Annotated in this window: 22 protein-coding genes; 16 read left to right on the top strand and 6 right to left on the bottom strand. The window is 71.8% G+C overall.

The features are described from left to right. Positions 1 to 2: 2 nt before the first annotated feature. The 3 genes from ACZ7LV_RS23650 to ACZ7LV_RS23640 form a co-directional block, all read right to left on the bottom strand. Complete coding sequence (locus ACZ7LV_RS23650; RefSeq protein WP_471941900.1) at positions 3 to 761, bottom strand: SDR family NAD(P)-dependent oxidoreductase; 759 nt, start codon at positions 759 to 761, stop codon at positions 3 to 5. A 375-nt stretch (positions 762 to 1,136) separates the two neighbouring features. Continuing rightward, positions 1,137 to 1,472: a YnfA family protein gene (locus ACZ7LV_RS23645; protein ID WP_471941898.1), complete on the bottom strand. Its 336-nt coding sequence runs from the start codon at positions 1,470 to 1,472 to the stop codon at positions 1,137 to 1,139. 37 nt (positions 1,473 to 1,509) lie between these two features. Next, on the bottom strand, positions 1,510 to 2,346 hold the full coding sequence (locus ACZ7LV_RS23640; protein ID WP_471941896.1) for a DUF6597 domain-containing transcriptional factor: 837 nt from the start codon (positions 2,344 to 2,346) through the stop codon (positions 1,510 to 1,512). A gap of 62 nt (positions 2,347 to 2,408) precedes the next feature. Here ACZ7LV_RS23640 and ACZ7LV_RS23635 point away from each other — a divergent pair, with 62 nt between their 5' ends. The 5 genes from ACZ7LV_RS23635 (at position 2,409) to ACZ7LV_RS23615 (ending at position 7,305) form a co-directional block, all read left to right on the top strand. Then, positions 2,409 to 3,029 carry a TIGR03086 family metal-binding protein gene (locus ACZ7LV_RS23635; RefSeq protein WP_471941895.1) on the top strand — a complete coding sequence of 207 codons (621 nt, stop codon included), beginning with the start codon at positions 2,409 to 2,411 and terminating at the stop codon, positions 3,027 to 3,029. A gap of 93 nt (positions 3,030 to 3,122) precedes the next feature. Continuing rightward, positions 3,123 to 4,232, top strand: coding sequence for an LLM class flavin-dependent oxidoreductase (locus ACZ7LV_RS23630; protein ID WP_471941893.1), 1,110 nt, complete (start codon positions 3,123 to 3,125; stop codon positions 4,230 to 4,232). After that, on the top strand, positions 4,229 to 4,870 hold the full coding sequence (locus ACZ7LV_RS23625; protein WP_471941892.1) for a CE1759 family FMN reductase: 642 nt from the start codon (positions 4,229 to 4,231) through the stop codon (positions 4,868 to 4,870). Before ACZ7LV_RS23630 ends, ACZ7LV_RS23625 begins: the two co-directional genes overlap by 4 nt. A gap of 134 nt (positions 4,871 to 5,004) precedes the next feature. Then, on the top strand, positions 5,005 to 5,718 hold the full coding sequence (locus ACZ7LV_RS23620; RefSeq protein WP_471941891.1) for a response regulator transcription factor: 714 nt from the start codon (positions 5,005 to 5,007) through the stop codon (positions 5,716 to 5,718). A gap of 219 nt (positions 5,719 to 5,937) precedes the next feature. Further along, entirely contained in the window at positions 5,938 to 7,305 is a 1,368-nt protein-coding gene (locus tag ACZ7LV_RS23615) for a HAMP domain-containing sensor histidine kinase (RefSeq protein ID WP_471941969.1), read from the top strand. 99 nt (positions 7,306 to 7,404) lie between these two features. On the opposite strand, the gene ACZ7LV_RS23610 is transcribed toward ACZ7LV_RS23615, so the two are convergent. Together ACZ7LV_RS23610 and ACZ7LV_RS23605 are read right to left on the bottom strand one after the other, a co-directional pair. After that, positions 7,405 to 7,887 (bottom strand): hypothetical protein, encoded by a 483-nt coding sequence (locus tag ACZ7LV_RS23610; RefSeq protein WP_471941890.1) that lies wholly within the window; start codon positions 7,885 to 7,887, stop codon positions 7,405 to 7,407. Next, on the bottom strand, positions 7,884 to 11,786 hold the full coding sequence (locus tag ACZ7LV_RS23605) for a polymorphic toxin-type HINT domain-containing protein (protein ID WP_471941888.1): 3,903 nt from the start codon (positions 11,784 to 11,786) through the stop codon (positions 7,884 to 7,886). Before ACZ7LV_RS23605 ends, ACZ7LV_RS23610 begins: the two co-directional genes overlap by 4 nt. 374 nt (positions 11,787 to 12,160) lie before the next feature. Between ACZ7LV_RS23605 and ACZ7LV_RS23600 the strand changes: the two genes are divergently transcribed. The 4 genes from ACZ7LV_RS23600 to ACZ7LV_RS23585 all read left to right on the top strand — a co-directional run bounded on the left by ACZ7LV_RS23600 (position 12,161) and on the right by ACZ7LV_RS23585 (position 17,211). Continuing rightward, positions 12,161 to 12,655: a hypothetical protein gene (locus ACZ7LV_RS23600; RefSeq protein ID WP_471941887.1), complete on the top strand. Its 495-nt coding sequence runs from the start codon at positions 12,161 to 12,163 to the stop codon at positions 12,653 to 12,655. Positions 12,656 to 12,732: 77 nt separating this feature from the next. Next, positions 12,733 to 15,285 carry a tachylectin-related carbohydrate-binding protein gene (locus ACZ7LV_RS23595; protein WP_471941886.1) on the top strand — a complete coding sequence of 851 codons (2,553 nt, stop codon included), beginning with the start codon at positions 12,733 to 12,735 and terminating at the stop codon, positions 15,283 to 15,285. A 97-nt stretch (positions 15,286 to 15,382) separates the two neighbouring features. Then, positions 15,383 to 16,441, top strand: a complete 1,059-nt coding sequence (locus ACZ7LV_RS23590) for a permease (RefSeq protein ID WP_471941884.1) — start codon at positions 15,383 to 15,385, stop codon at positions 16,439 to 16,441. Then, positions 16,438 to 17,211 (top strand): TIGR03943 family putative permease subunit, encoded by a 774-nt coding sequence (locus ACZ7LV_RS23585; RefSeq protein WP_471941883.1) that lies wholly within the window; start codon positions 16,438 to 16,440, stop codon positions 17,209 to 17,211. The genes ACZ7LV_RS23590 and ACZ7LV_RS23585 overlap by 4 nt, the downstream gene beginning before the upstream one ends. Positions 17,212 to 17,220: 9 nt before the next feature. Here the strand turns inward: ACZ7LV_RS23585 and ACZ7LV_RS23580 are convergent, their stop codons facing one another. Beyond that, the gene (locus ACZ7LV_RS23580) at positions 17,221 to 17,835 is read right to left on the bottom strand and encodes a hypothetical protein (protein WP_401679377.1); all 615 of its coding nucleotides are present in this window, start codon (positions 17,833 to 17,835) and stop codon (positions 17,221 to 17,223) included. Positions 17,836 to 18,125: 290 nt separating this feature from the next. On the opposite strand from ACZ7LV_RS23580, the gene hemL reads away from it, so the two are divergent. From hemL to ccsB, 7 genes are all read left to right on the top strand, one after another. Continuing rightward, the gene (hemL, locus tag ACZ7LV_RS23575; protein ID WP_471941881.1) at positions 18,126 to 19,442 is read left to right on the top strand and encodes a glutamate-1-semialdehyde 2,1-aminomutase; all 1,317 of its coding nucleotides are present in this window, start codon (positions 18,126 to 18,128) and stop codon (positions 19,440 to 19,442) included. Then, positions 19,439 to 20,119: a histidine phosphatase family protein gene (locus ACZ7LV_RS23570; RefSeq protein WP_471941880.1), complete on the top strand. Its 681-nt coding sequence runs from the start codon at positions 19,439 to 19,441 to the stop codon at positions 20,117 to 20,119. The genes hemL and ACZ7LV_RS23570 overlap by 4 nt, the downstream gene beginning before the upstream one ends. Positions 20,120 to 20,238: 119 nt before the next feature. Then, positions 20,239 to 21,537: a polysaccharide deacetylase family protein gene (locus ACZ7LV_RS23565; RefSeq protein WP_471941878.1), complete on the top strand. Its 1,299-nt coding sequence runs from the start codon at positions 20,239 to 20,241 to the stop codon at positions 21,535 to 21,537. 66 nt (positions 21,538 to 21,603) lie between these two features. Next, positions 21,604 to 22,209 carry a TlpA family protein disulfide reductase gene (locus ACZ7LV_RS23560; RefSeq protein ID WP_471941876.1) on the top strand — a complete coding sequence of 202 codons (606 nt, stop codon included), beginning with the start codon at positions 21,604 to 21,606 and terminating at the stop codon, positions 22,207 to 22,209. Between the two features lies 1 nt (position 22,210). After that, positions 22,211 to 22,981, top strand: coding sequence for a cytochrome c biogenesis CcdA family protein (locus ACZ7LV_RS23555; RefSeq protein WP_401679392.1), 771 nt, complete (start codon positions 22,211 to 22,213; stop codon positions 22,979 to 22,981). 3 nt (positions 22,982 to 22,984) lie between these two features. Continuing rightward, positions 22,985 to 24,751, top strand: coding sequence for a cytochrome c biogenesis protein ResB (gene resB / locus ACZ7LV_RS23550; RefSeq protein ID WP_471941875.1), 1,767 nt, complete (start codon positions 22,985 to 22,987; stop codon positions 24,749 to 24,751). Next, on the top strand, positions 24,748 to 25,857 hold the full coding sequence (gene ccsB, locus ACZ7LV_RS23545; RefSeq protein WP_471941874.1) for a c-type cytochrome biogenesis protein CcsB: 1,110 nt from the start codon (positions 24,748 to 24,750) through the stop codon (positions 25,855 to 25,857). Before resB ends, ccsB begins: the two co-directional genes overlap by 4 nt. The last annotated feature ends 22 nt before the right edge of the window (positions 25,858 to 25,879 follow it).

Below are 25,879 nucleotides of genomic sequence, written 5' to 3'. Positions count from 1 at the left end.
GCTCAGCTCTCCCGGTGCAGCTTGGTGTTGGAGGCCTGGGAGCGGGGGCGGACGACCAGGAGGTCGATGTTGACGTGGCTGGGGCGGGTGACCGCCCAGCTGATGGTGTCGGCCACGTCGTCGGCGGTCAGGGGGTCGGGGACGCCCTCGTAGACCTTGGCCGCGCGCTCCTCGTCGCCGCCGAAGCGGGTCAGGGCGAACTCCTCGGTCCTGACCAGGCCGGGGGCGACCTCGATGACCCGGACGGGCTCGCCGAGGATCTCCAGACGGAGGGTCTCGGCGAGTACGTGGGCGCCGTGCTTGGCGGCGACGTAGCCGGCGCCGCCCTCGTAGGTGCCGTGGCCGGCGGTGGAGGAGACGACCACCACGGTGCCGTCGCCGCTCGCGATCAGCTGGGGGAGCAGGGCCTGGGTGAGGTTGAGGGTGCCGAGGACGTTCGTCTCGTACATCTGCCGCCAGTCCGCCGGGTCGCCGGTGGCCACCGGGTCCAGGCCCAGTGCTCCGCCCGCGTTGTTGACCAGGACGGCGATCGTCTTGAAGGCGGTCGCGAACTCGTCGACCGCCGCGCGGTCCGTGACGTCCAGGGCGTAGGCGGTGGCCTTGCCGCCCGTCGCGACGATCTCCTCGGCCAGCGCTTCGATGCGGGGCTTGCGGCGGGCGGTGAGGACGACCCGGTAGCCGTCGCTCGCCAGTCTGCGGGCGGTCGCGGCGCCGATTCCGCTGCTCGCGCCGGTGACCACTGCGATGCGGGACGGGGCCATGGGGGGTCTCCTCGGCGGGGTGGGTGTGGTGCGGGTGGGGCGGTTGTTCGGGGTCAAGGATATGGGTCGTGGGGGGATGGGGATGGGGGTGGCTGCGGGGTGGTGGGGGTGTTTGCGCAGTTCCCCGCGCCCCTGGGGAGGGTGGGGGGTTGCGGATGGGGATGGCTGCGGGTCGTGGGGGTGTTCGCGCAGTTCCCCGCGCCCCTGGGGAGGGTGGGGGGTTGCGGATGGGGATGGCTGCGGGTCGTGGGGGGATTTGCGCAGTTCCCCGCGCCCCTGGGGCAGATTCCCGCGCCCCTGGGGCAGGTTCCCCGCGCCCCTGGGGCAGGTTCCCCGCGCCCCTGGGGCAGGTTGCCGCGAGCCTGGGGGTGGGGGTCAGGTTCCTCGGGGGGTCCACATGATTACTGCCATGCCGGTCAGGCAGATCAGGGCGCCGGTGATGTCCCAGCGGTCGGGGCGGTAGCCGTCCGCGACCATGCCCCAGGCGATCGAACCGGCGACGAAGATGCCGCCGTACGCGGCGAGGATGCGGCCGAAGTGGGCGTCCGGCTGGAAGGTGGCGACGAAGCCGTAGGCGCCGAGGGCGAGGACGCCGCCCGTGATCCAGAGCCAGCCGCGTTGTTCGCGCCAGCCCTGCCAGACCAGCCAGGCGCCGCCGATCTCGAGGAGTGCGGCGACGAGGAAGAGGGCGGCGGAGCGCAGGACGAGCATGAGGGCAGCCTCGCATGCCGGGGCGGGGCTACGAGGCTCAGGGCGCCGTCGCCGTGGCCGCCCGCGCGCTCGCCGCGTACGCCGTCGGTGTCGTGCCCACCGTGCTGGTGAAGTCCCGTACGAGGTGCGCCTGGTCGGCGTAGCCGAGGTCGGCGGCGAGGCCGGCCCAGTCGACGTCGTGGCGGGTGGCGGCGAGCTCCAGGGCCTCGTGGAGGCGGTAGCGGAGGACGACCCACTTCGGGCCCACTCCGACGTGTCCCGAGAAGAGTCGTTGCAGCGCGCGTACGGACATGCCGTGCGCGCGGGCGAAGTCCTGGACCCGGCGGACGGTGCGGTCGGCGCGGATGGCCTCGACGAGGTCCATGGCGAGGTCGGCCTGGGGGTCCGGTGCCGGGGTGAGGGCGAGGAGGAAGGCGTCGAGGGCGGCCCGCCGGACCTCGTCCCGCGGGGACGACAGGATCGAGGCGGCGGTGCCGGGACCGGCGGCCGCGAAGACCTCCTCGGCGGTCAGTGTGCGGCCGGTCCAACGGGACGCCGGTGCGCCGGGCGCGTAGGGACGGAAGCCGCCGGGGCGGTACTTCACTCCGCAGACGCGTCCCCGTCCGGTCAGCTTCCTGGTGTAGAGGCCGCGCGGGATGCCCGTCACCTCGCCGTAGGGCGGTCCCTCGGCCTCGTCCCACTGGAAGGTGAGGTTCACCGAGGGGTGCGGCACGACGCGTGAGGCGTAGGGCTCGGGCAGGTCCCAGTCGATGAACCAGTAGGTCTCGACGTACCGGCGCAGCGGCTCGGCAGGCCGGTGGCGGCGGAACCGGACGCGGGTCAGCAGCCCCGCCGGGTCGACGATCCCTCGGGTGTCGCGGCGGGGTGCGGCCATGGCGGGATGGTACGTCGCGTTTGTTCAAGCGGGGCGGGTTCCGGCGTCCCTACGGTCGGGGCATGGAGACGAACAGCGGGAACGTGGGCGGGTACGGCATCGACGCTCTCCTGGGCATGGCGCGGGAGCGGGCCGTGTCGGTGGTGCGGGCGCTGCCCGACGCTGCGCTCGCCGCTCCGACGCCCTGCGCCGACTACGACGTGAAGGCCCTGGTCAACCATCTCTTCCAGGTGGTCGTGGAGTTTCAGAAGCTGGCCGCCAAGGGGACGGCGGACTTCTCCGGCACTCCCGACCGGGTCGGCGAGGGGCCGGACTGGCGGGAGCGGTTCGCGGGCGAGGCCGACGCGCTCGTGGCGGCCTGGGCGGCGCCGGGCGCGCTGGAGGGCACGGCGGGGGCGTGGCGGATGCCCGCGCCGCTGGTCGCCTCGATGGCGCTGCTCGATCTGACCGTGCACGGGTGGGACCTGTCCAGGGCCACGGGCGCCCGCCCGGCCGGGGACGAGGAGGCCGCGCCGGCGGTGGTGGTGGCGCAGCTCACCCGTACCGTCGCCGCGCTGGCGCCGACCGCTCGGGCGACGGGGGTGTTCGGGGACCCGGTGCCGGTGGCCGACGACGCTCCGGCGTTCGAGCGGCTGCTCGGGCGGACCGGGCGGGATCCGCGGTGGGCCTCTCCCACGGGCTGACAGGGGGTGCGTGGACGGGGAGGGAATAGGGGGTCGCGGGTGGGAGTTCTCCAGGTATAGTTGAACCGTCAACAACTTGGAGGTTGAGCGACCATGCAGTTCGGGATCTTCAGCGTCGGGGACGTCACCCCGGACCCCACCACGGGCCGTACGCCGACCGAGCGCGAGCGGATCAAGGCAATGGTCGCCATCGCGCTCAAGGCCGAGGAGGTCGGCCTCGACGTCTTCGCGACCGGCGAGCACCACAACCCGCCTTTTGTGCCCTCGTCGCCGACGACGATGCTCGGCTACATCGCGGCGCGCACCGAGCGGCTGATCCTCTCCACCTCGACCACGCTGATCACCACGAACGACCCGGTGAAGATCGCCGAGGACTTCGCGATGCTCCAGCACCTGGCCGACGGGCGGATGGATCTGATGATGGGGCGCGGCAACACCGGCCCGGTCTACCCCTGGTTCGGGCAGGACATCCGGCAGGGCATCAACCTCGCCATCGAGAACTACGCCCTGCTGCACCGGCTGTGGCGCGAGGACGTCGTGAACTGGAAGGGCAAGTTCCGCACGCCGTTGCAGGGATTCACGTCGACTCCGCGACCGCTGGACGGAGTGCCCCCGTTCGTGTGGCACGGGTCGATCCGGTCCCCCGAGATCGCCGAGCAGGCCGCCTACTACGGCGACGGCTTCTTCCACAACAACATCTTCTGGCCGGCCGAGCACACCAAGCAGATGGTCGAGCTGTACCGGACCCGGTACGCCCACTACGGCCACGGCACGCCCGAGCAGGCGATCGTCGGGCTCGGCGGGCAGGTGTTCATGCGGAAGAACTCGCAGGAAGCGGTGCGTGAGTTCCGTCCGTACTTCGACAACGCGCCGGTCTACGGGCACGGGCCCTCGCTGGAGGACTTCACCGAGCAGACCCCGCTGACCGTGGGCTCGCCGCAGCAGGTGATCGAGAAGACGCTGAGCTTCCGCGAGTACGCCGGTGACTACCAGCGACAGCTGTTCCTGATGGACCACGCCGGCCTTCCCCTGAAGACCGTGCTGGAGCAGCTCGACATGCTGGGCGAGGAGGTCGTGCCGGTGCTGCGCGAGGAGTTCGCCAAGGGGCGGCCGGCGGACGTGCCGGACGCGCCGGTGCACGCCTCGCTGCTCAAGGCCCAGGAAGGTGCCGGGAAGGCCGAGGAAGGGGTGAGTGCGGCATGAAGCTCGTCGTCGTCTCGGCGGGGCTGAGTGTCCCGTCGTCCACCCGGCTGCTGGCCGACCGGCTGGCCGCGGCCGCGCAACGGCAGGCGCCGGCCGACGCGCCGGTCGAGGTGCGGGTGGTGGAGTTGCGTGAGCTCGCCGTGGACATCGCGCACAACTTCACGGGCGGGTTCGCCGGCCGGGAACTGTCCGCCGCGCTCGATGCGGTCACGGAGGCGGACGGGCTGATCGTGGTCACGCCGGTGTTCGCGGCGTCGTACAGCGGGCTCTTCAAGTCGTTCTTCGACGTGATCGACCCCGAGGCGCTGGCGGGCAAGCCGGTGCTGATCGCGGCGACCGGCGGTACGGCACGCCACTCGCTGGTGCTGGAGCACGCCCTGCGCCCGCTCTTCGCCTATCTGAAGGCGATCGTCGTCCCGACCGGCGTGTACGCCGCCTCGGAGGACTGGGGTGCGGAGGGGCTGGACGAGCGCGTGGAGCGGGCGGCGGGCGAACTGGTCCGGCTGATGACCGGGCTGTCCCTGGGCAGGCCGGCCCGCGCGGAGGTCTCCTCGGGCACGTCGGCCGCCGCCGTGTTCGACGGGGCCGAGGTGGTCCCGTTCGAGCAGCAGCTCGCCGCGCTGCGGCCGGCCGGGTAGGCGTGGCCGACGAGGGCGGTCGGGGTGCCGCCGGGGGCGTCTCGGCTGTTCCGGGCGGGTGAGAGGCCAGTAAGAGAGCGAGGGCCGCTCGCCCGCCCGGTCGTGGCAGCGCCCCGCTTTGCCACACTGGACGGGTGCCCCAGACAGTGCTGCTCGCCGAGGACGACCGTGCCATCCGCAACGCCCTGGAACGGGCCCTGACCCTGGAGGGCTACCGGGTCACCGCGGTCGCCGACGGCGTCGAGGCGCTGGCGCAGGCGCATCGCACGCCCCCGGACGTGCTGGTGCTGGACGTGATGATGCCGGGGATCGACGGTCTCCAGGTCTGCCGGGTGCTGCGCGCCGAGGGGGACCGGACGCCGATCCTCATGCTGACGGCGCTCGTGGAGACGGCCGACCGGATCGCGGGGCTGGACGCGGGCGCCGACGACTATGTCGTGAAGCCCTTCGACGTCGAGGAGGTCTTCGCGCGGTTGCGGGCCCTACTGCGGCGCACGGCGGGCGGGCCCGTCGCCGTCGAGGCGCCGGAGCGGGTGCCGCTGCCCGCGCGGTACCTGGAGGCGGCCGGGCTGCGGATGGATCCGCAGGCGCGACGGACCTGGCGCGGCGAGCGGGAGCTGGAGCTGACGCGCACGGAGTTCGAGCTGCTGGAGCTGCTGGTGCGCAACGAGGGCATCGTGCTCGACCACTCCACGATCTACGACCGGATCTGGGGCTACGACTTCGGGCCGGGCTCGAAGAACCTCGCCGTGTACGTCGGCTATCTGCGCCGGAAACTGGACGAGCCGGGGGCGCCACAGCTGATCCATACCGTGCGCGGGGTGGGTTACGTGCTGCGGGAGGACTGAGTGGGCCGCCTGCGGAGGGCGGGGGCGACGGTCGGGGGCCGCCTGCGTGCCGGGACGGGGCACGGGACGGGGCACGGGACCGAGACCGGTGCCGAGGCCGGTGCCGAGGCCGGTGCCGAGGCCGGGCCCGGCTCTCCGGCGGGCGGGCGGTGGCGACGCCGCACGGCGGCGGGGGCGGGCGGGTCGGCCGGCTCGGCGGGGCGGTGGCGACCGCGGCTCGTGTCGTTGCGGACGACCTTCGCCGTGTCCTTCGCGACCGTGACCGCGGTCGTCACCGTGCTCGTCGGCATCCTGTCCTACGGCGCCGCCGCGCGGCTGGTCCGGGTCGACCAGCAGTCGGTGTTCGACGAGGTCGTGCAGGATCTGCGGGGCGAGGTGAGCGAGCGCCGGATGACCCCGGAGGACTTCTCGTCCGCGCCGGGACACGACTTCGTCCGGCCCGCCCGTACCGATGTGCAGGTCCTCGGACCGGACGGCCGTGTCGTCGACCCGGGCAGTCCGGGGCTGCCGGTCACCGTCGCCGACCGGGGCGTCGCGGGCGCGGTGCGGGCCGGGACGCTCGCCCAGCACAAGGACGTCGACGTCGGGGACGACGTCTACCGGGTCGCGACCGTCTCGCTGGGCGGCGGCCGGGGCGCGGTGCAGGTGGCGCAGGAGTTCAGCGACACCGAGGACCTGTTGCGCGCGCTCCAGCAGCGGACGCTGCTGCTGATGGCGGCGGTGGTGGTCGGGGCGGGCCTGTTCGGCTGGTGGCTGGCGCGGCGGATCACCCGGCGGCTGGTCATCCTGACGTCGGCGGCGGAGGCGGTGGCCCGCACCCGGCGGCTCGGTATCGACGTGCCCGTGACCGGCAGCGACGAGGTGGGACGGCTCGGCCGGGCCTTCGACCGCATGCTGGGCCGGCTGGCCCAGTCCGAGGAGGACCAGCGGCGGCTGGTGCAGGACGCCGGGCACGAACTGCGTACGCCGCTGACCTCCCTGCGGACGAACATCTCCCTGCTGCGCCGCATCGACGAGCTGCCGCCCGGGACGCGCGAGGAACTGGTCGCCGACCTGGCCCAGGAGGCGCGCGAACTGACCGACCTCGTCAACGAGTTGGTGGACCTGGCCGCGGGGCAGTCGGACGCCGAGCCGCCGCAGCAGGTCGATGTCACCGCCCTCGCGGAGGATGTCGCGGGCCTCGCGCGACGGCGCACCGGACGCCGGATCGAGGTCCGCGCGAGCGGCGACACGACGACGCAGGGGCGGCCGGGGATGCTGACCCGGGCGCTGTCGAACCTGGTGGAGAACGCGGCGAAGTTCGACGCCGGCGGCACCGCCCCCATCGAGATCGTGGTCTCCGGCCCGGCACGGCCGGGGACGATCCGGGTGGAGGTGCACGACCGGGGGCCCGGCGTCGCCGACTGCGACCTGGACCGCGTCTTCGACCGCTTCTACCGGGCCGCGGACGCCCGGTCCCTGCCGGGATCGGGGCTGGGCCTGTCGATCGTGCGGGAGGTGGCACTCGCGCACGGGGGCGCGCCGTTCGCCTGGCGGCGGGAGGGGGGCGGGGCGGTGATCGGGTTCACGGTGGGGGGCGGCGCTTGACGACCCCGATCGACCGCCGCTGTCGGGAAGTCGTCCCGAAGTCGTCCGGAAAGCCGGTGCCTCCCCGTGAGAGCGCTCAAGGGGAGGCACCGGCATCCGTCATTCGGTTGCGTCGACCGGGAAGTCCCGGTCCAGGACAGCTCGCACTGCTCTGATCTCCCGCCTCCAGTCAGCGCTCTTCAGGGTCGCGGGATCCCATGCGACCACGGGGTCGCCCCCCGCCACGCAGTAGCCGTAGATCTGGCCCGCGACGTCCTCGGTGAAGAGGTGGTCGAAGTGGAAGGTGCCCTCGAACGCCACCCACGCGATGCCCTCGGCGTGCGCGGCGGCCTTCCGCAGACACTGCCGCAGGTAGGGGGCGAAGTCCTGGTCGGTGTCCTGGAAGGTGAGGTCGTACTCCTGGATCACCGCCCGTCTCCCCCCTGGTTCGGGGGCGACCGGAAAGAACGCGACCTCGTCCGGACGCGGACTCCCCGCCACCTCGAAGTCGTCCGGTTCCAGCCGGGCTTCGCGACGGCCCAGCGTGAAGAGGACGACGACCGCGGGGCCGCTCCAGGAGATGGCGTCCTCGAGGGAAGTCACCACAGGCCCCACTTCGTCATGTTCTTGGCACCGGGCACCATCGCGGTGAGGAGCTTGCCCTGGTACGGCCCTTCCTTCGCCACGAACATCACCACCACCTTGCCGTTGACCCGCTTCGCGAATCCCTTGGCCTGCGTGTCGCCGACCTTCCAGTCGAACGTCTTCTCCGGTGAGGTCAGGATCTGCGAGAAGTTGTCCTGAAGGTACTTGACCTGGGAGGCGACACTTCCCTTGTTGGGGATCAGACCGTCCTTGATCAGGTACCGGATGGCATGACCGCCGCCCTTGTTCATACCCGTGAAGGCGTCCCCGACCGTGTCGTCCGTGAAGCCGATCGGGCAACTCGAATTGTGCACCAGGACGGGGGTGGCGCCGGCCAGCACGTAGTACGTGTGGAAGTCGGCGACACTCAGGTTGTGGACGCGCTGCTCGGGCGCGGTCCACGCTCTGGTCCCGCCGACCCGTGCCGGGGGACCGGCGGGGGTGCGCAGCCGGTCACCAGATGTGAGGTGCGCGGCGTCGCGCCAGGCGTTCTTCCCGCCGATCACCCGGAAGGGGTGGTTGTCGGTGCTCACGACCGTGCCGCCGGTCCGTGCGCCAGGACCGGCGACGGTGACGTCCACGAGGTTCTTGCGGCCCGTACCGGTGAGGGTGACCCGGACGCCCTTCGCCTCGGTACGGCCGGACGCGAGGTCCGTGGCCATGACCCGGTCGCCGACCCGGACGTCCTCGATCGCCTTGGTCCGGTTGCCGGCCATCAGGACTCGGGTGCCCGGGGCGAAGCTGCTCCTCCCGCAGGTCGTCTTCTTCAGGATCTTCAGCTTCAGCGCGCTGAGAGCGAGGCCCTTCAGACACGAGGGCTTCTTGTCCGTGAGGCACTTCTCGATCTCCTCGGCACCCACGTACCAGGCGATCAGGCGGTCGAGATACGTGGTGCTGATGCATCCCATGCCACCGGCGCCGTCACCGCCGCAGACCAGGAGCACCTCGCCCGGCTTGAGGTCGCCGTCCTCCAGGAGATTGCCGCGGTACTGGACCAGGCGCTTCTCGAGAGCGTTGCGCAGTTCCTCGTCGGACAGCGGCTTGCTGGGTTCCTGCGCCTCCTGCTGAATCTGCGCCTTCAGTTCCGCCACCAGTTTGTCGGCCGCGGTCCTCATGGCCGCGGTCGCGGCCTTCGCCGCGGCGTCGGCGTCCTGGCCCGCGGCTTCGGCGGAGACACCGGCGTTGTAGGCGGAGGTGTTGGCCTCGACGGAGTAGCCGTAGGCGACGCTCGCGGAGTGCTGGGCGCGTTCCGCGGAGCGGGCCGCCGACTGGGCGTCCTGCCGCGCCGCCGCGGCCGCCTCCCTGGCTGTCCGCGCGGACTGCGCGGCACGTTCGGCGGACGACGCCGCCTCGTCGGCGGACGCGTCGGCCTGCTGGGCGTACTCGTCGGCCTGGTCGGACGACGCCTTGGCCTTGTTCGCCCACTCCACGGCCTTGGCGGCGTCCTTGCGGGCTTCCGCGGCGACCTTCTGGGCGTCGGCGGCGTTCTTGTGGGCGAGCGACGCCGACTTGTGGGCGGCCAGCAGCAGGGCGTTGATCCCGGCGACGTGGGCGGCAGCGTCGGCATCCCGCTGACGCGCCTTGTGGAGCCCGATCTCCAGGAAGGGGCGCAGCCCGGACGGTGGACCGGACAGCACGGCCTGTGCCGCGGCCTGTACCTCCGGACCACCGGTGGCGAGGGCCTGGGTGACCGCCACGCGGTCGTCGTCCTCGCGGGCCCGGTACTGTCCGACGTCGAGGAACTCCGCCACGTCGGCCGCGGTTCCGTCCAACGCCTCGCCGGCCGCCGCCCGCACGCCCGGACCGCCTTCTGCCGCGAGCCTGGCGACGGCGACCCGGTCGTCGTCGTCCTTGCCCGGGTAGGCGCGGGTGCGCAGGAACTCCCGCACCTGCTCGACCGGCTTGTCCAGCACGTCGAGGGCGGCCTGCCGCTGCGCGGGGATCCGGCTGGTCGCGGCGATGTGCGCCACGCCGGCCCGGTCGTCCTGTTCGAGGGCCACCGCCAGCCGGGTGCGCACGAACTCGGCCACGTCCTCGTCGGTGCCGGACAGCGCTGCCTCGGCGGCGTCCTTCACCCAGCTTCCGCCGTTGCCCAGCATGTTGACGGCGGCCTGCCGCCCCTTGGCGGCGGTGACGGCCGGGTCGGACGCCGCCGCGGCCTCGGCCAGCAGCGTCCGCGTCTGCGAGTCGAGCTCCTGGAGACGGCCGACCTCCCACTGGGCGGCGGCCCCACGGGCCTCGTGCGCCCGGTTGGCCTCCTCGGCGGCGAAGACGGCCTCGTCCTGCTGCTGTGCCAGCCGCTCGGCGTCGGCCTTACGGGCCAGTTCCGCCACGTCGGAGGCGCGCGTGGCCGCGGTCAGCGCGTTGTTGGCGGCCTGGGTGGCCGCGTTCGCCGCGGCGGTGGACTCCTTGGCGGCGTCCACCGCCTTGCCCGCCTCGTCGGCCGCCTTGTTCGCCGCGATCGCCGCGGCCTCGGCGTGCGCGGCGGCGTCGTTGGCCGCGTCCCGTGACTGACGCGCGGCGGTGGCGGCCTGGTTCGCGTTGGCCTGGGCGGCGTTGGCCGCCCGCGTGGCCCGGTCGGCGAGTCGCTTGGCCTGAGCCGCCGCCGTCTGCGCCTCGTCGCTCTTGGCGCCCGCTTCACCGGCCCAGCGGCCGGCGTCGGCGGCCGCGGCCGCAGCCGCAGCCGCGTTGGCGCCCGCACTGGCCGCGGCTCCGGCGGCCTTCGCGGCGTTCTCGGCTGCGATGCCGGCCTGGTCGGCGGCGTCGGCCGCCTTCCGGGCTCCCGACGCGGCGGCGTTCGCCTTCTGCGCGGCCTCCCGTGCCTGCTGGGCTCGGTTGGCGTCGCCCGCCGCAGAGGCAGCGGCGGATCTGGCCGTGGACGCCGCGTTTCCGGCCTGGCTCGCGGCGTAGGCCGCCTGGGCCGCGGCGGCGGCGGCCACCCGTGCGACCGCGTTCGCGGCCGCGGCGGCGGACACCGCCGTGCGGGCCGACTGGGCCGCCCGGTTCGCGGCTGCCGCCGCCCGGGACGCGGCGGCAGCCGCCTTGCCCGCCGAGTCCTTGGCCGCCAGCGCCTCCTGTGCCGCGACCTGCGCCGCCTGCTTGGCCGCGTTGGTCGCGGCCTCCGCCTTGGCCGCCTCCTCCTTGGCGGTCTCGGTCAGCTCCTTGGCCTGCTTCTGTGCCTTGTCGGCGAGCTGGGCCAGCTGGGTGACGGTGAGCGACTCCTGGTCGCGTGCGGCGGCAACCTCCCACCCGTGGTCCAGGAAGTGCTGGACGTCCTCGGCCGTGCCGTCCAGGGCCTGGCCTGCGAGCAACTTCACGTTCGGGCCGCCGGTGGCCATCAGACGGGCGACCTGGACCCGGTTGTCGTCCTCGCGGGCCCGGTACTGGCCTTCCTTCAGGAACGCGTCCCAGTCGTCCGGCGTGCCGTTCAACGCCGCGCTGCCCGCCTCCTTGACGCCGGGACCGCCGAACGCCATGACCTGCGCCACCGACACCCGCATGTCGTCCTCGTACGGCCTGGTGAAACCGCCGTCCAGGAAGGCCTGCAGCTCCGTGGCCCCGCCGCTCAGGGCGGTGTCGGCCGCCTCGCGCACACCGGGACCGCCCAGGGCCATGATCTGCGCCACCTCGACCCGCATGTCCTCCACCTGGAGGGCCGGCAGATCCACGTCCAGGAACGTCTCGATGTCGGCGTCCGAGCCCAGCAGCACTGCTTCGGCCGCCCGCCGTACGCCCGGGCCGCCGTACTCCCATTGCAGAAGCACGTCGGCTCGCGAGTACTCCGGTGGACCGTCCGCCGCCGTGGCGGGACGCAGATCGATGCCCAGCACCATCGCCAGGGCCATGAGCGTCGCCATGACACCGTGCCACCACGGCACGGCTCTTAATCTGGCATTCAACGCGTTTTCTCCCAAATTTGACTGACCCTCAGTGGTGGCCAGGTCCTTGCATGTCGAATTGATCCTCACCGGCTCGTCACGACTGCACAATCGACACTTGGCCAACTTCAGTGTCCTTTCCGATGCCTGAAGGGGGAATTCCGTTTTCATCGGGTGTTCACCTTGGAATTCGTGTTTTCGGGTCGGAAGTGTGTGGCTCGGATCACTGTTGTTTGCGGTGTGTGCGGGTGTCAGGATTGCGGGCCGGTCCGGCCAACTGCTCGTCAACGCGGCTTGCTGCGATGGTCAGTTGCCGTTCCGGCAGTGTCATGAACCCAAGGCGAGGGACATTTATGAGAGTGCTTTCCCGGATGGTGGCCGCCGGTGTCGCCGTCGGTCTCGCGGGGCTGGCTCACACGATAGGAGCTCCCGGCGAATCGGAGACCGTCCCGGTGCGCGCCGTGGCCGATGAAGCCCCGGGATACGCGGTGGAGGATTTCGCGTATCCGCAGGCCGACAAAATCCAGCAGGAGCGGGGATTCGTCCTCAAGCGCGGTGACGGACACATCGTCCTCGCCGACTGCGGTCCGGCCGGACTGCTGGAGGTGTCGGCGCGCAACCAGGAGAAGATCTGCTTCCGGGTCACGGGGAACGAGGGCCATCTGAGCCTGGAGGTGCCCGCGGTCTACGCCGTCAAGGGCAACAGCTACCAGACCGAGGTCAGTATGACCGTCGGCACCGAGGAGAACACCTACGAGATCGACAAGAACACCTGGACGCCGGTCGGGGAGGGCACCGACCCGGACGGGCGCCGGCACATGCTCGTGGAGATCGTCACCGCCAAGTAGCCCCGTGACCACCCCACTTCACGAAGCCGGCGCTCCCGAGCCGCCCGGTCCCGCGACCCCGCCTCAAGGAAACGGACATGCCCAGACCTCGTAGCATCCGCCTCTCCACCCTGGCCGCGTTCACCGCGGCTCTCACGACGGCCCCGATGACGGTGTTCGCCGCCCCGGCCCAGGCCGTGTCCGGCGCGGCCGCGGCGGACAACGCCCACGCCTTCACCGCCCGCCTGGACATCGGGGACGGGCGACGCGCCTGCTCCGGCGCGCTGGTGTACGCGCAGTGGCTGCTCACCGCCGCCGGCTGCTTCGCCGAGAACCCGGCCGTGAGCCTCGACGTGCCGGCGGGCGCGCCCGCGCTGCCGACGACCGCCACCGTCGGCCGCACCGACCTGACCACCACGACCGGTCAGGTGCGCGACGTCGTCCAGCTCGTTCCGCACCCGGACCAGGACCTCGTACTCGCGAAGCTCGCCACCCCTGTCACGGGCATCACCCCCGTCGCTCTCAGCGCCACCGCGCCCGCGGCGGGGGAGGAGCTGCGGGTCGCCGGATACGGCCGCACCAAGACGGAGTGGGCTCCGCTGCGCCTGCACACCGGCACCTTCACGGTGGACTCGGTGAGCGCCGCCGAGGTCGGCATCACCGGCAAGGACGGCGTCGCCGTCTGCAAGGGCGACACCGGCGGCCCCGCCTTCCGCGAGGCAGGGGGAACGGTGCAGCTGGTCGGCATCAACAGCCGCTCCTGGCAGGGCGGCTGCTTCGGCACCGACGAGACCGAGACCCGTACCGGCGCGATCGGCATCCGCATCGACAAGGCGCGCAACTGGATCAACGCCAACGTCGGCCCGTCCTGCACCACCACCGGCGCCCTCTACTCCGTCACCACGGCCGGCAGCCTCCTGCGCCGCAACGTGGGCGACCCCGCCAACGGCACGGCCACCGTCCCCGAGGCCTCCACCATCGACTCCGGCTGGAACCAGTACCCCCGCGTCCTGGCCGGCCCGAGCGCCGGCTTCTACGGCATCAAGGACGACGGCCTCTACTTCAGCCACCGCGTCGGTTCCACGGGCGTGTGGGACGTGCACCACCGGAAGATCAGCACCGGGTTCACCACGTACCGTCTGCCCGAGAACCGCAACGAGATCAGCGTCGACCGCGGCGGCCACATCTGGCACGTCGACGGCGGCGGCGACCTGCGGTGGGTCCAGTACACCAGCGCCACCGACAGCTGGAACCCGGCCGGCAACAAGAAGATCGACTCCGGCTGGGGCCGCTACAGCCACATCGTCGCCACCGACGACGGGGTGCTGTACGGGATCGACTCGGCGACCGGTCATCTGCTGCGTTCACGCTACGACTTCGAGAGCGAGCGCTGGCTCCAGCGTCACACCACGGTCAGCTGGGCCGACTGGCGGGACTCGAAGAGCATCACGTCCTTCGGCGGCGACGTGCTCGTGCGGGTCAAGGCAGGCGGCGAGGTGCGCCACTACCGCTACCACGAGCCGTCCGGGAACTTCGACGGGGTCTACAACCTCCTGATCGGTTCCGGCACCCACTGGGCCGGCTACACCAGCGTGAGCGGTGCCCCGGACGCCTGCGGCCTGCGGGCCGACCCCACGCCGGAGTCCCCCGCGATCGACGCGGACCGCACCGGACCCGCCGACGTCCTGCAGACGTCCACCGGTGCGATCGAGTACGCCTACACCGACGGCCAGGGCCGCCTCGTCAACGGCCGGCAGGCCGACCCGGCCGACTTCACCTCCGTCCAGTGGACGACGGGCCCGGCCACCGAGTCGTTCTCCGGCACGCCGCAGCTCGCCGAGCAGCCCGACGGGGCGGTGGCACTGACCGTCCAGAACGTCAACAGCCGGACCTGGTGGCGCCGGCACGCCGCGGACAGCGCGTCCTGGGGCAACTGGGTCGACCTCGCCGGCGCGATGAAGGGGCACCCGGTCACCGCCGAGCGGCCCGACGGCGTGCTGGTGCAGTTCGCCGTCGACGCCGACGGCAGGCCCTGGAACCGCGCCCAGCAGCGGCCCAACGTGGACTTCATGGGCTGGATCAGGCTCGACGGCGAAGGCTTCGCCGGACCGCTGACGGCCGTCACCGTCCGCGACGGCATCCAGCTCTTCGGCACCGACGGCACCGGACAGCTGCGCACCGCGACGGTCAAGGACGGCGTGGCCGGTACCTGGACCGACCTCGGTGAGCTGAAGGTCGGCCACACTCCGGCGGTGGTCGTGTACCCCGGCTACCGGCTCGGTGTCTTCGCCCGGTCCACCGGCGGCAAGATCGTCAGCATGGTGCAGGCGAGGGAAGGGGCGGCCTTCCCCGCCACCTGGACCCAGGTCGGCGACCTCACCGCCACCGGCGCCCCGTCCGCCGTCATCGACCCGGTGACCGGCTTCACCGAGGTCGTCGCACGCGGAACGGACGGAACGATCCACACCAGCCGCGAGACCGTCCAGGGTTCCTTCGGCACGTGGAGCGCCTGGCAGCAGGCCGGCACCGAGCGGTCGGCCACCGACCCGACGGCCTTCACCTACACCGCAGGCACAGGCTCCGCCTGGGCCTACGTCTTCCGTACCGACGCGGGCGAGGCCCGCATCCAGCAGGGTCCGTCCGCCGGCTAGTCCGGCCGGTACGGCCCCCCGCCGCACGACACCGGGCGGCGGGGGGCCGTACGCCGCCCGCTATCGTCGCTGCGATCAGCCGACGCGCGGAGTCTTGATGCAGAAGACGGAACACCTCGCCCCGCATGGGGACGTGGCGGGTGCACAGGACGGGGAAAGGGAGGCCGGCGGTGCGCGGCGCACTGCCGTGGTCGCATCCTCCTGGCCGCGGCACTGGCCGCTTCTCCTGCTGGCCGCCGCGCTGCTGCCCGGTGCGTTGCTCGTCGCCGCGGGACGGTGGGGCGACGAGCCCGCCGTCCAGGCGTGGCGGACGGTGTGCCTGGCCGTCACCGTGCAGGCGTTGCCGTTCCTGCTGCTCGGTACGGCGCTGTCGGGCGCGATCAACGCGTTCGTGCCGGCGCGGGTGTTCCAGCGGTTGCTGCCCAGGCGGCCGGCGCTGGCCGTGCCGGTCGCGGGGGCCGCCGGTGTCGTCCTGCCCGGCTGCGAGTGCGCCTCGGTGCCGGTCGCGAACAGCCTCATCGGCCGCGGCGTCACCCCGGCCGCCGCTTTCGCGTTCCTGCTGTCCGCGCCCGCCGTCAACCCGATCGTGCTGACCGCCACTGCGGTCGCGTTCCCCGGCAGCCCGGAGATGGTGCTGGCCCGACTGCTCGCCTCGCTCGTCACGGCGGTGGTGATGGGCTGGCTGTGGCTGGCACTGGGCAGGACGGAATGGCTGAAACCGGCCGTCCGGCACGCGGGTCACCATGCGGGGCACAGCCGCTGGAGCGAGTTCCGGCGCGGCTTCCAGCACGACTTCCTGCACGCGGGCGGCTTCCTCGTCGTAGGGGCCATGGCGGCGGCCACCTTCAACGTGGCGGTCCCGCGGTCCGTGCTGGAGACCTTCTCCGGCTCGCCGTGGCTGTCCGTGCTCTTCCTGGCCGCGCTCGCCATCCTGCTCGCGGTCTGCTCGGAGGCCGACGCGTTCGTCGCGGCCTCGCTCACCGGCTTCTCCCCGGTCGCGCGGCTCACCTTCATGGTCGTGGGGCCCATGGTCGACGTGAAGCTGATCGCCCTCCAGGCCGGCACGTTCGGACGGGCCTTCGCGTTCCGCTTCTCCGCCGCCACGACGGTCGTGGCGGTCCTGTCCAGCGCACTGATCGGAGCGGTACTCCTGTGAAGCGCCCCCTCCAGATCACCCTGCTCGCCCTGAGCGGCGCGGGCGTCCTGCACGCCTCCCTTTTCACCGACCTCTACCTGCGCTACGTCAAGGAGGGCATGAGGCCGCTGTTGATCGCGTCGGGGGTGCTGCTGCTGGCGCTGGCGGCCGCGGAGGCGTGGTGGGGCAGGCGCAGGGACGGCGCCCCCGGTGCGCACGACCACGACGGCCACGGAGGCGAGGGCGGCGAAGGCGACGACGAGCACCACGCTCACCACAACCACTCCGGCACGCCCAGGGTCGCCTGGCTGCTGCTGCTCCCCGCGCTGAGCCTGCTCTTCTACGCCCCGCCGGCCCTCGGCGCCTTCACCGCGTCCCGCGAGGCCCCCAAGGCGCTGGCGGAGGAGGACCACTTCGACCCGCTGCCGGCGACGTCGCCGCTGCCGATGACCCTCACCGACTTCACGCAGCGCGTGCAGCAGGACCGTGAGCGGGCGATCAAGGGACGCACCGTCCAGCTGACGGGTTTCGCCACGCCTGTCCGGAACGGCTGGTACCTGACCCGGCTGATGCTGAGCTGCTGCGCGGCGGACGCCCAGTCGCTGCGGGTCCGCGTGCACGGCGTCCCGGCCCCGCCGGCCGACCAGTGGGTGACCCTGACCGGGACCTGGCACCCCTCCGGCACCCTCGGCACCAGGTCGGCCGAGGCCGCGCTGGACGCCCGGACGGTCGAGCGGATCGCCAGGCCGACGAACGGTTACACCGACGCGCTGCCCCTAACGGCGCCCTGAGGTCCGGCCTCAGGGCCAGACCAGGCAGTACGGCTGATGCCCCGCCTCGTGCAGCCGTTTCGAGAAGTCCTGCCACTCGTGGAGCAGTTGGTACACGTTGAACGCGTCCCGCGGGCCGCCCCGGTCCGGGACCGTCGACCAGATGAAGGCCGCCGCGCCCACCGCTTCCTCGCCGATGCCGCGCAGCGGGTCGACGACGGTCATCGGGAGCTTGACCACCGCGTAGTCGGGGTGCAGCACGACCAGTTCGAGCGGGGGGACCTTGTGCAGGGGGACGCCTTCGATGCCGGTGAGCACCATCGCGGCCATCGTCTCCGGCTTGATCTTGGTGAACATGCCGTTCATGCCGAGTTCGTCGCCGCCGAGTTCCTCGGGGCGCATCGAGATCGGGACGCGGGCCGCCGTGGCACCGTCCGGCGCGCCGAAGTACTTGTACGTCACCCCCACCCGACCACCATTCCTGCTCCCGGCCCGCAGTCGGTCGATCCGCTCGGACTCACTCGGCACACCCTGTGTCTGACGGGCTTCGGTCGATTCCTCCGCCTCGCGCCGGTGCTTTCCCCGCCGGGCGCGTCGAGGACCCAGGTCATCGGTCCCCTCGCCCAGTCCACCACCGCGATGCATATCTCCACCCGACTGCTTTTCTAGGACGCGGGGCCCCCGCCGCGCAACCCGATCATCGTGTCAGTGACCTCCCCCACGGCCGCGCGCCGAAACGTGCGGTGAAACACCTGTCCGCAGGATCTTCGCAGCCCCTGATCGCCGTGCCCCGCAGGAGCTGTGTGTATCAGGTCTCAGTTTCGCAGACGGACGGGGTGCAGGAGGATCGATCACGAGGTGCCGCGTCCTACCCTGAGGAGGTCAGTGGCAACCGGAAGTCCGAGAAGTCCGAGAAGTCGGAGAAGTCGCACGTCATGAGCGAACTGCCCTATTCATACGAAGCGCCTGTCTCGCAGGCTCTATTCGACCGTGCGGCCGCCGTCACGCCCGGCGGCGTCAACTCCCCGGTGCGTGCCTTCCGCGCCGTCGGCGGTACGCCCCGCTTCATGGTGTCCGGCAGCGGGCCGTATCTGACGGACGCCGACGGACGCGAGTACGTCGACCTGGTCTGCTCCTGGGGCCCCATGATCCTCGGGCACTCGCACCCCGAGGTGATCGCCGCCGTCCAGGAGGCGGTCGCGCGCGGCACGTCCTTCGGGACGCCCGGCGAGGGCGAGGTGGCGCTGGCCGAGGAGATCGTCGGGCGGGTCGGGCCGGTCGAGCAGGTGCGGCTGGTCTCCAGCGGGACCGAGGCGACCATGTCCGCGATCCGCCTCGCCCGTGGGTTCACCGGGCGGTCCAAGGTGATCAAGTTCGCCGGGTGCTACCACGGGCACGTCGACGCCCTGCTCGCCGCCGCGGGCAGCGGTCTGGCGACCTTCGCGCTGCCGGACACCCCGGGCGTCACCGGGGCCCAGGCCGGGGACACCATCGTTCTGCCGTACAACGACCTGGAGGCCGTGCACGCCGCCTTCCATGCCCACCCCGGCGAGATCGCGTGCGTGATCACCGAGGCGTCCCCCGGCAACATGGGCGTCGTGCCGCCGGCGCCGGGCTTCAACCAGGGCCTGAAGGACGCGTGTGCGCAGAACGGGGCGCTCTTCGTCTCCGACGAGGTGATGACCGGCTTCCGGACCAGCCGCTCCGGATGGTTCGGCGTCGACGGTGTGGTGCCCGACCTGATGACCTTCGGCAAGGTGATGGGCGGTGGCTTCCCCGCCGCCGCGTTCGGCGGGCGGGCGGACGTCATGGCGCACCTCGCCCCGGCCGGCCCCGTCTACCAGGCCGGCACCCTGTCCGGGAACCCGGTGGCCACCGCCGCCGGCCTCGCGCAGCTGCGGCTCCTGGACGACGCGGCGTACACCAAGGTCGACGAGGTGTCGCGGCAGATCCAGGCGCTGGTCGGCGAGGCGCTCGCGAAGGAGGGCGTCGCGCACACCGTGCAGAGCGCCTCCAACATGTTCTCGGTGTTCTTCACCGACCGCGCCGTGCGCGACTACGAGGACGCCAAGGCGCAGGCGTCGTACCGGTTCACCGCGTTCTTCCACGCCATGCTGGCGGGCGGCGTCTATCTGCCGCCCTCCGCCTTCGAGTCCTGGTTCGTCTCCACCGCGCACGACGAGCGCGCGGTGCAGCGCATCGCCGACGCCCTCCCGGCGGCGGCCCGCGCGGCGGCGGAGGCCACCGCATGAGCGCGCGGGACATCACCGTCGTCCACGTGATGCGGCACGGCGAGGTCGCCAACCCGGACGGGGTCCTGTACGGGCGGCTGCCCGGGTACCACCTGTCGGAGCTGGGGCGGCAGATGGCCGACCGGGTCGCCGAGCACCTCTCCAGCCGTGACGTCACCCACGTCGTCGCCTCGCCGCTGGAGCGGGCGCAGGAGACGGCGACGCCGATCGCCAAGGCGCACGGGCTGGACCTGGCGACAGACCCGCGGCTGATCGAGGCCGACAACGTCTTCCAGGGCAAGACCTTCGGTGTGGGGGACGGCGCGCTGCGCAGCCCCGGGAACTGGAAGCACCTGGTCAACCCGTTCCGGCCGTCGTGGGGCGAGCCGTACGTCGAGCAGGTCATCCGGATGATGGGCGCCCTGGACGCGGCGAAGGACGCGGCGCGGGGGCACGAGGCGGTGCTGGTGAGCCATCAGCTGCCGATCTGGATCCTGCGCTCGTACGTCGAGAAGCGCCGTCTGTGGCACGACCCGCGCCGCAGGCAGTGCACGCTCGCGTCGCTGACGTCCTTCACGTACGAGGGGGACCGGATCGTCTCCGTCGGCTACAGCGAGCCCGCCCGTGATCTCGTCCCGCCGCACCTGCTCGCCGGTGCGAAGCCGGTGAAGGGCAAGGACAAGGCTTTTGGGGCGTAGACGTCCTCTGTGACGAATTCGTCGTGGTCATACCGAATCGTTGACCGATAAGGGGAACCTCCCGGTGCGCCGCGCTGTCTGACTGGGTGACACCAGCGAGCGCAACGGACGGGGATGGCATGCCTCACATCAGTCGACGGGGAGCGATGGGACTCGGCGCCGGGGCCGCCGCCGCACTGGGGCTCGCCGGATGCGGAACCCTCACCTCCTCGGACGGTTCCGGCCACCCCGGCGGTTCCGGTCGGACCCCGCACAGCGGTCCGACCGGCGGCAGCCCCAGCCCCAGGCCCACCGCCCGTCCCCTCGGCGACGGGTCGACCTCCTTCACCGGCAAGCAGCCGATGCAGCCGGACCGGCCCGTGCCGCTGGAGCCCGGTCAGACCCCGCCGCAGTTCGTGGTCTTCTCCTGGGACGGCGCCGGCGAGGTGGGCAACGGGCTCTTCCCGCGCTTTTTGGACCTCGCCAAGGAGCACGAGGCGCACATGACCTTCTTCCTCTCGGGGCTGTATCTGCTGCCCGAGTCGAAGAAGCGGCTCTACGACCCGCCGAACAACCCGCGTGGCGCCTCCGACATCGGCTATCTCACGGACGCGCACATCAAGGACACGCTGGCGGGCGTGCGCCGGGCGTGGCTGGAGGGCCACGAGATAGGCACCCACTTCAACGGCCACTTCTGTGCCGGTTCCGGCTCGGTCGGCAACTGGACGCCGCAGCAGTGGCGCAGCGAGATCGACCAGGCCAAGTCGTTCGTGAAGGAGTGGCGGACCAACTCGGGCTGGACCGATCTGCCGTCGCTGCCCTTCGACTACGACAAGGAACTCGTCGGCGGTCGCACGCCCTGTCTGCTCGGCCAGGACAGCCTGCTGACCACCGCCCGTGAGCTGGGCTGGCGCTACGACGCCTCCTCGCCGGGGGGCCGTCAGGTCTGGCCGCAGAAAAAACAGGGCATATGGGACCTTCCGCTCCAGCAGATACCGTTCCCCGGGCGCTCCTTCGAAGTCCTCTCGATGGACTACAACATGCTCGCCAACCAGTCGGTGAACTCCACCAACGCTCCCGCGTACCACTACCCGGGCTGGCGCGAGCAGTCCGCGCAGGCCTACATCCAGGGCTTCAAACGGGCATACGAGACAAATCGCGCCCCCTTCTTCGTCGGCAACCACTTCGAGCAGTGGAACGGCGGCATATACATGGACGCCGTCGAGGAGGCCCTGAAGTACATCGCGGGGGAGAGGGAGAAGGGCGGCGACGTACGGCTGGTCTCCTTCCGGCAGTTCGTGGACTGGCTGGACGTGCAGCGGCCGGAGGTCCTCGACCAGCTGCGCACCCTGGACGTGGGACAGGCGCCCGCCGGCGGCTGGAAGGGCTTCGTCGAGGCGCCCGCGACCGGCACCGCGGGGTCGGGGAACGCCGCCTGACAGGCGGGTGTCCGCCCCCGAGGGGGGTGCGCAAGATCCCCAGAACGGGCATGCGAAACTTTTCACATGAGTGCCGCCCGTCGCGCCCGTAGCCGTACCGCCCTGCTCGCCACCTCCGGCGCCGCCGTCGCCGCGCTGCTGCTGTCCGCGTGCGGCTCCGGCGGTACGTCCGGGGGCGGCGGCGAGACGAACTTCGTCGCGGGCTCCGACGGCATCGACACCGCCGGCAAGGGCGACCGGGCCGCCGCGCCCGACCTGTCCGGCAAGACCATCGACGGCGGGCAGTTCGACGTCGCCGACTACAAGGGCAAGGTCGTCGTCCTGAACGTGTGGGGCTCGTGGTGCGCCCCGTGCCGGGCCGAGGCCAAGAACCTCGAAGCGGTCTACCAGGACACCAAGGACCAGGGTGTCCAGTTCGTCGGCATCAACACGCGCGACACCAGCACCGGTCCGGCGCTCGCCTTCGAGAAGGAGTTCGGCGTCACCTACCCGAGCCTGTACGACCCGACGGGCAGACTGATGCTCCGGTTCGAGAAGGGCACGCTCAACCCGCAGGCCATCCCGTCCACGCTCGTCATCGACCGGGACGGCAAGGTCGCCGCGCGCACGCTCCAGCCGCTGAGCGAGGAGAAGGTGCGCGAGATGCTCGACCCGGTCCTCGCGGAGAAGTGACGTGGGGGCAGTCACCGAGCTCGCCGCGACCGGGCTCAACGACACCGTGCGGGGCGGCGCGCTGCTGCTCGCCCTGCCCGTCGCGCTCCTCGGCGGCCTCGTCTCCTTCTTCTCCCCGTGCGTCCTGCCGCTCGTCCCCGGCTATCTCTCCTACGTGACCGGGGTCACCGGCACCGACCTCGCCGAGGCCCGGCGCGGGCGGATGGTCGTCGGCGCCTCGCTGTTCGTGCTCGGCTTCACCGCCGTCTTCGTCTCCGGCGGCGCGCTGTTCGGCTACTTCGGCTCGACCCTGCTGGAGTACCAGGCCACGCTGACCAAGGTGCTCGGGGTGCTCATGGTGGCGATGGGCGTCTTCTTCATGGGGCTGATGCCCTGGCTGACGCAGCGGGAGTTCCGCTTCCACACCCGGCCGTCGACCGGGCTCGTCGGAGCCCCGGTGCTGGGCGCGCTGTTCGGCATCGGCTGGACCCCCTGCATCGGGCCGACCCTCGCCTCCGTGCTCGCGCTCTCCTCCAACCAGGCCAGCGCGGGACGCGGAGCCGTCCTCACCGTCGCCTACTGCCTCGGCCTCGGCGTCCCCTTCGTGCTCGCCGCGGTCGCCTTCCGCAAGGCCCTCGGCGCCTTCGGCTGGGTCAAGCGCCACTATGTGTGGGTGATGCGCATCGGCGGGATCATGATGATCGCGACCGGTGTGCTGCTGCTGACCGGGGCGTGGGACCGCCTGGTGCAGGACATGCAGACCTGGTCCAACGGCTTCACTGTGGGGATCTGATCGATGAGCAAGACCACGGCAAGGGCGACCGACGCCTCGGCGGACCAGGCCCGGGAACAGCACCCGGACCCGAGTCAGGACCAGGACCTCGGCGCGGCCGGCTCCCAGCTGTCCACCGCGCCCGCGGAGGACGCCCCGAACCTGCCCGCCCTCGGCGTCATCGGCTGGGCCCGCTGGTTCTGGCGGCAGCTCACCTCCATGCGGGTCGCGCTGCTGCTGCTCCTGCTGCTGTCGCTGGCCGCGATCCCCGGGTCGCTGATCCCGCAGAGCGGCGTCGACGCGACCCAGGTCGCCGACTTCCGCAAGCGGCACGAGACCCTCGCGCCGCTGTACGACACCCTCGGCCTCTTCCACGTCTACAGCTCGGTGTGGTTCTCCGCGATCTACATCCTGCTGTTCGTCTCCCTCATCGGGTGCATCGTGCCGCGCACCTGGCAGTTCGTCGGCCAGCTGCGCAGCCGGCCGCCGGGCGCGCCCCGGCGCCTGACCCGGCTGCCCGCCTACACCACGTGGCGCACCGAGGCCGAGCCCGAGCAGGTCCGCGAGGCCGCGCTCACCCTGCTGAAGAAGCGCCGCTTCCGCGCCCACCTCGCCGGTGACGCGGTCGCCGCCGAGAAGGGCTATCTGCGGGAGGTCGGCAACCTCGCCTTCCACATCGCCCTGATCGTGATGCTGATCGCCTTCGCCTGGGGCCAGCTGTTCAAGTCCGAGGGCAACAAGCTGATCCTGGAGGGGGACGGCTTCGCCAACACCCTCACGCAGTACGACGACTTCAAGTCCGGCAACCTCTTCACCCCGGACGACCTGGACCCGTTCAGCTTCACCCTCAAGGACTTCCACGGCACCTACGAGGCCACCGGCCCCAACCGGGGCACCCCGCGCACCTTCGAGGCGAGCCTCGGCTACGGCGTCGGCGCCTACGGCAAGGAACGGCCGATCACCGTCAAGGTCAACGAGCCGCTGGAGATCGACGGCTCCAAGGTCTACCTGGTCAGCCACGGCTACGCCCCGATCGTCACCGTGCGGGACGCCGAGGGGAACGTGGTGATGGACAAGGAGGCCGTGCCGCTGCTGCCGCTGGACGCCAACGTCACCTCCTCCGGCGCGCTCATGGTGCGGGACGGCTACCGCAACGCCAAGGGTGAGAAGGAACAGCTCGGCTTCAACGCCTTCTTCGTGCCCAGCTTCGCCGGCGAGGGCCACGGCACGATGCTCTCCCAGTTCCCGGCGCTGCTGAACCCGCGGCTCGCGCTGTCGGCGTACCACGGCGATCTCGGTGTCGACTCCGGGATCCCGCAGAGCGTCTACCAGCTGAACAAGAAGAACCTCGAGGAGTTCAAGGACTCCCAGGGCAAGCTGTTCAAGAAGCGGCTGGCGGTCGGCGAGACCATGACCCTGCCGAACGGGGCCGGTTCGGTCACCTTCGAGGGCGTCAAGGAGTGGGCCGGCTTCCAGATCACCCAGCAGCCCGGCAGCGGCTGGGCCCTGTCCGGCGCCGTGGCCGCCATCCTCGGTCTGGCGGCGTCCCTGTTCATCCAGCGCCGTCGCGTGTGGGTGCGCGCGGTGCGAGGCGCCGACGGCGTCACCGTCGTCGAGATGGCCGGCCTCGGCCGCAGCGAGTCCGCCAAGGTTCCGGAGGAGCTCGGCGATCTCGCCGCGACGCTGTACGAGAAGGCGCCGGGCGCGCCGGACCCCGACGACCACCCCGCAGATTCCCCCGACCCCGACACCGACCCCGATGCCGTACCTGCCGAAGGGGCTGAGAAGTGACTCTCGCCGCCGCGACCAACGAGAACCTCGCGGACCTCAGCAACACGCTGATCTACTCCGCGATGGCCGTCTACACCCTGGCCTTCTTCGCCTACATCGCCGAATGGATCTTCGGCAGCCGTAGCAAGGTCGGCCGTACGGCCGCCGCGCTCACCGCCGCCGAGGGGGCCGCCCAGGCTCCGGCCGTCACGGTGAGGAAGGCCGGCGGGACCGCCGTGATGGAGCGGCCGAAGGTCGTCGTCCGGGCCGCGGCCGGCACCCGTGACGTGCCCGACGGGCCCGGGGCGCACGGCGGCGACGAGAAGGGCGACCTCTACGGGCGCATCGCCGTGTCCCTCACCGTGCTCGCGTTCCTCGTCGAGTTCGGCGGTGTGCTCGCGCGAGCCCTGTCGGTGCAGCGGGCGCCGTGGGGCAACATGTACGAGTTCAACATCACCTTCTCCACCGTCGCCGTCGGCGTGTACCTCGCGCTGCTCGCGCTGCGGAAGAACATCCGCTGGCTCGGCCTCCCGCTGATCACGTCCGTCCTCCTCGATCTCGGCGTGGCCGTTACCGTCCTGTACACCGCCAGCGACCAGTTGGTCCCCGCGCTCCACTCGTACTGGCTGTACATCCACGTCTCGACCGCGATCCTGTGCGGCGCCGTCTTCTACGTCGGCGCCGTCTCCACGGTGCTCTACCTCTTCCGCGACTCCTACGAGAACAAGCTCGCGGGCGGCGGCACACCGGGCCGGTTCGCCAGTTCCGTGCTGGAGCGGCTGCCCGCCGCATCCTCGCTCGACAAGTTCTCCTACCGGGTCAACGCCGCCGTCTTCCCGCTGTGGACGTTCACGATCATCGCGGGCGCGATCTGGGCCGGCGACGCGTGGGGCCGCTACTGGGGCTGGGACCCCAAGGAGACCTGGTCCTTCATCACCTGGGTCGCCTACGCCGGTTACCTGCACGCCCGTGCCACGGCCGGCTGGAAGGGCCGCAAGGCCGCGTACCTGGCGCTGGTCGCGTTCGGCTGCTGGCTGTTCAACTACTACGGCGTCAACATCTTCGTCTCCGGCAAGCACTCGTACGCCGACGTGGGGCTGGGTGCCCTGCGGTCCGTCGGGTTCTGAGCCCCGCGGCACAGGAGAAGGC

This window comes from Streptomyces sp. NPDC107562 (assembly GCF_055657325.1).
The sequence above is the reverse complement of the archived record's forward strand: the minus strand, read 5'-3'. Positions and strand labels throughout refer to the sequence as shown.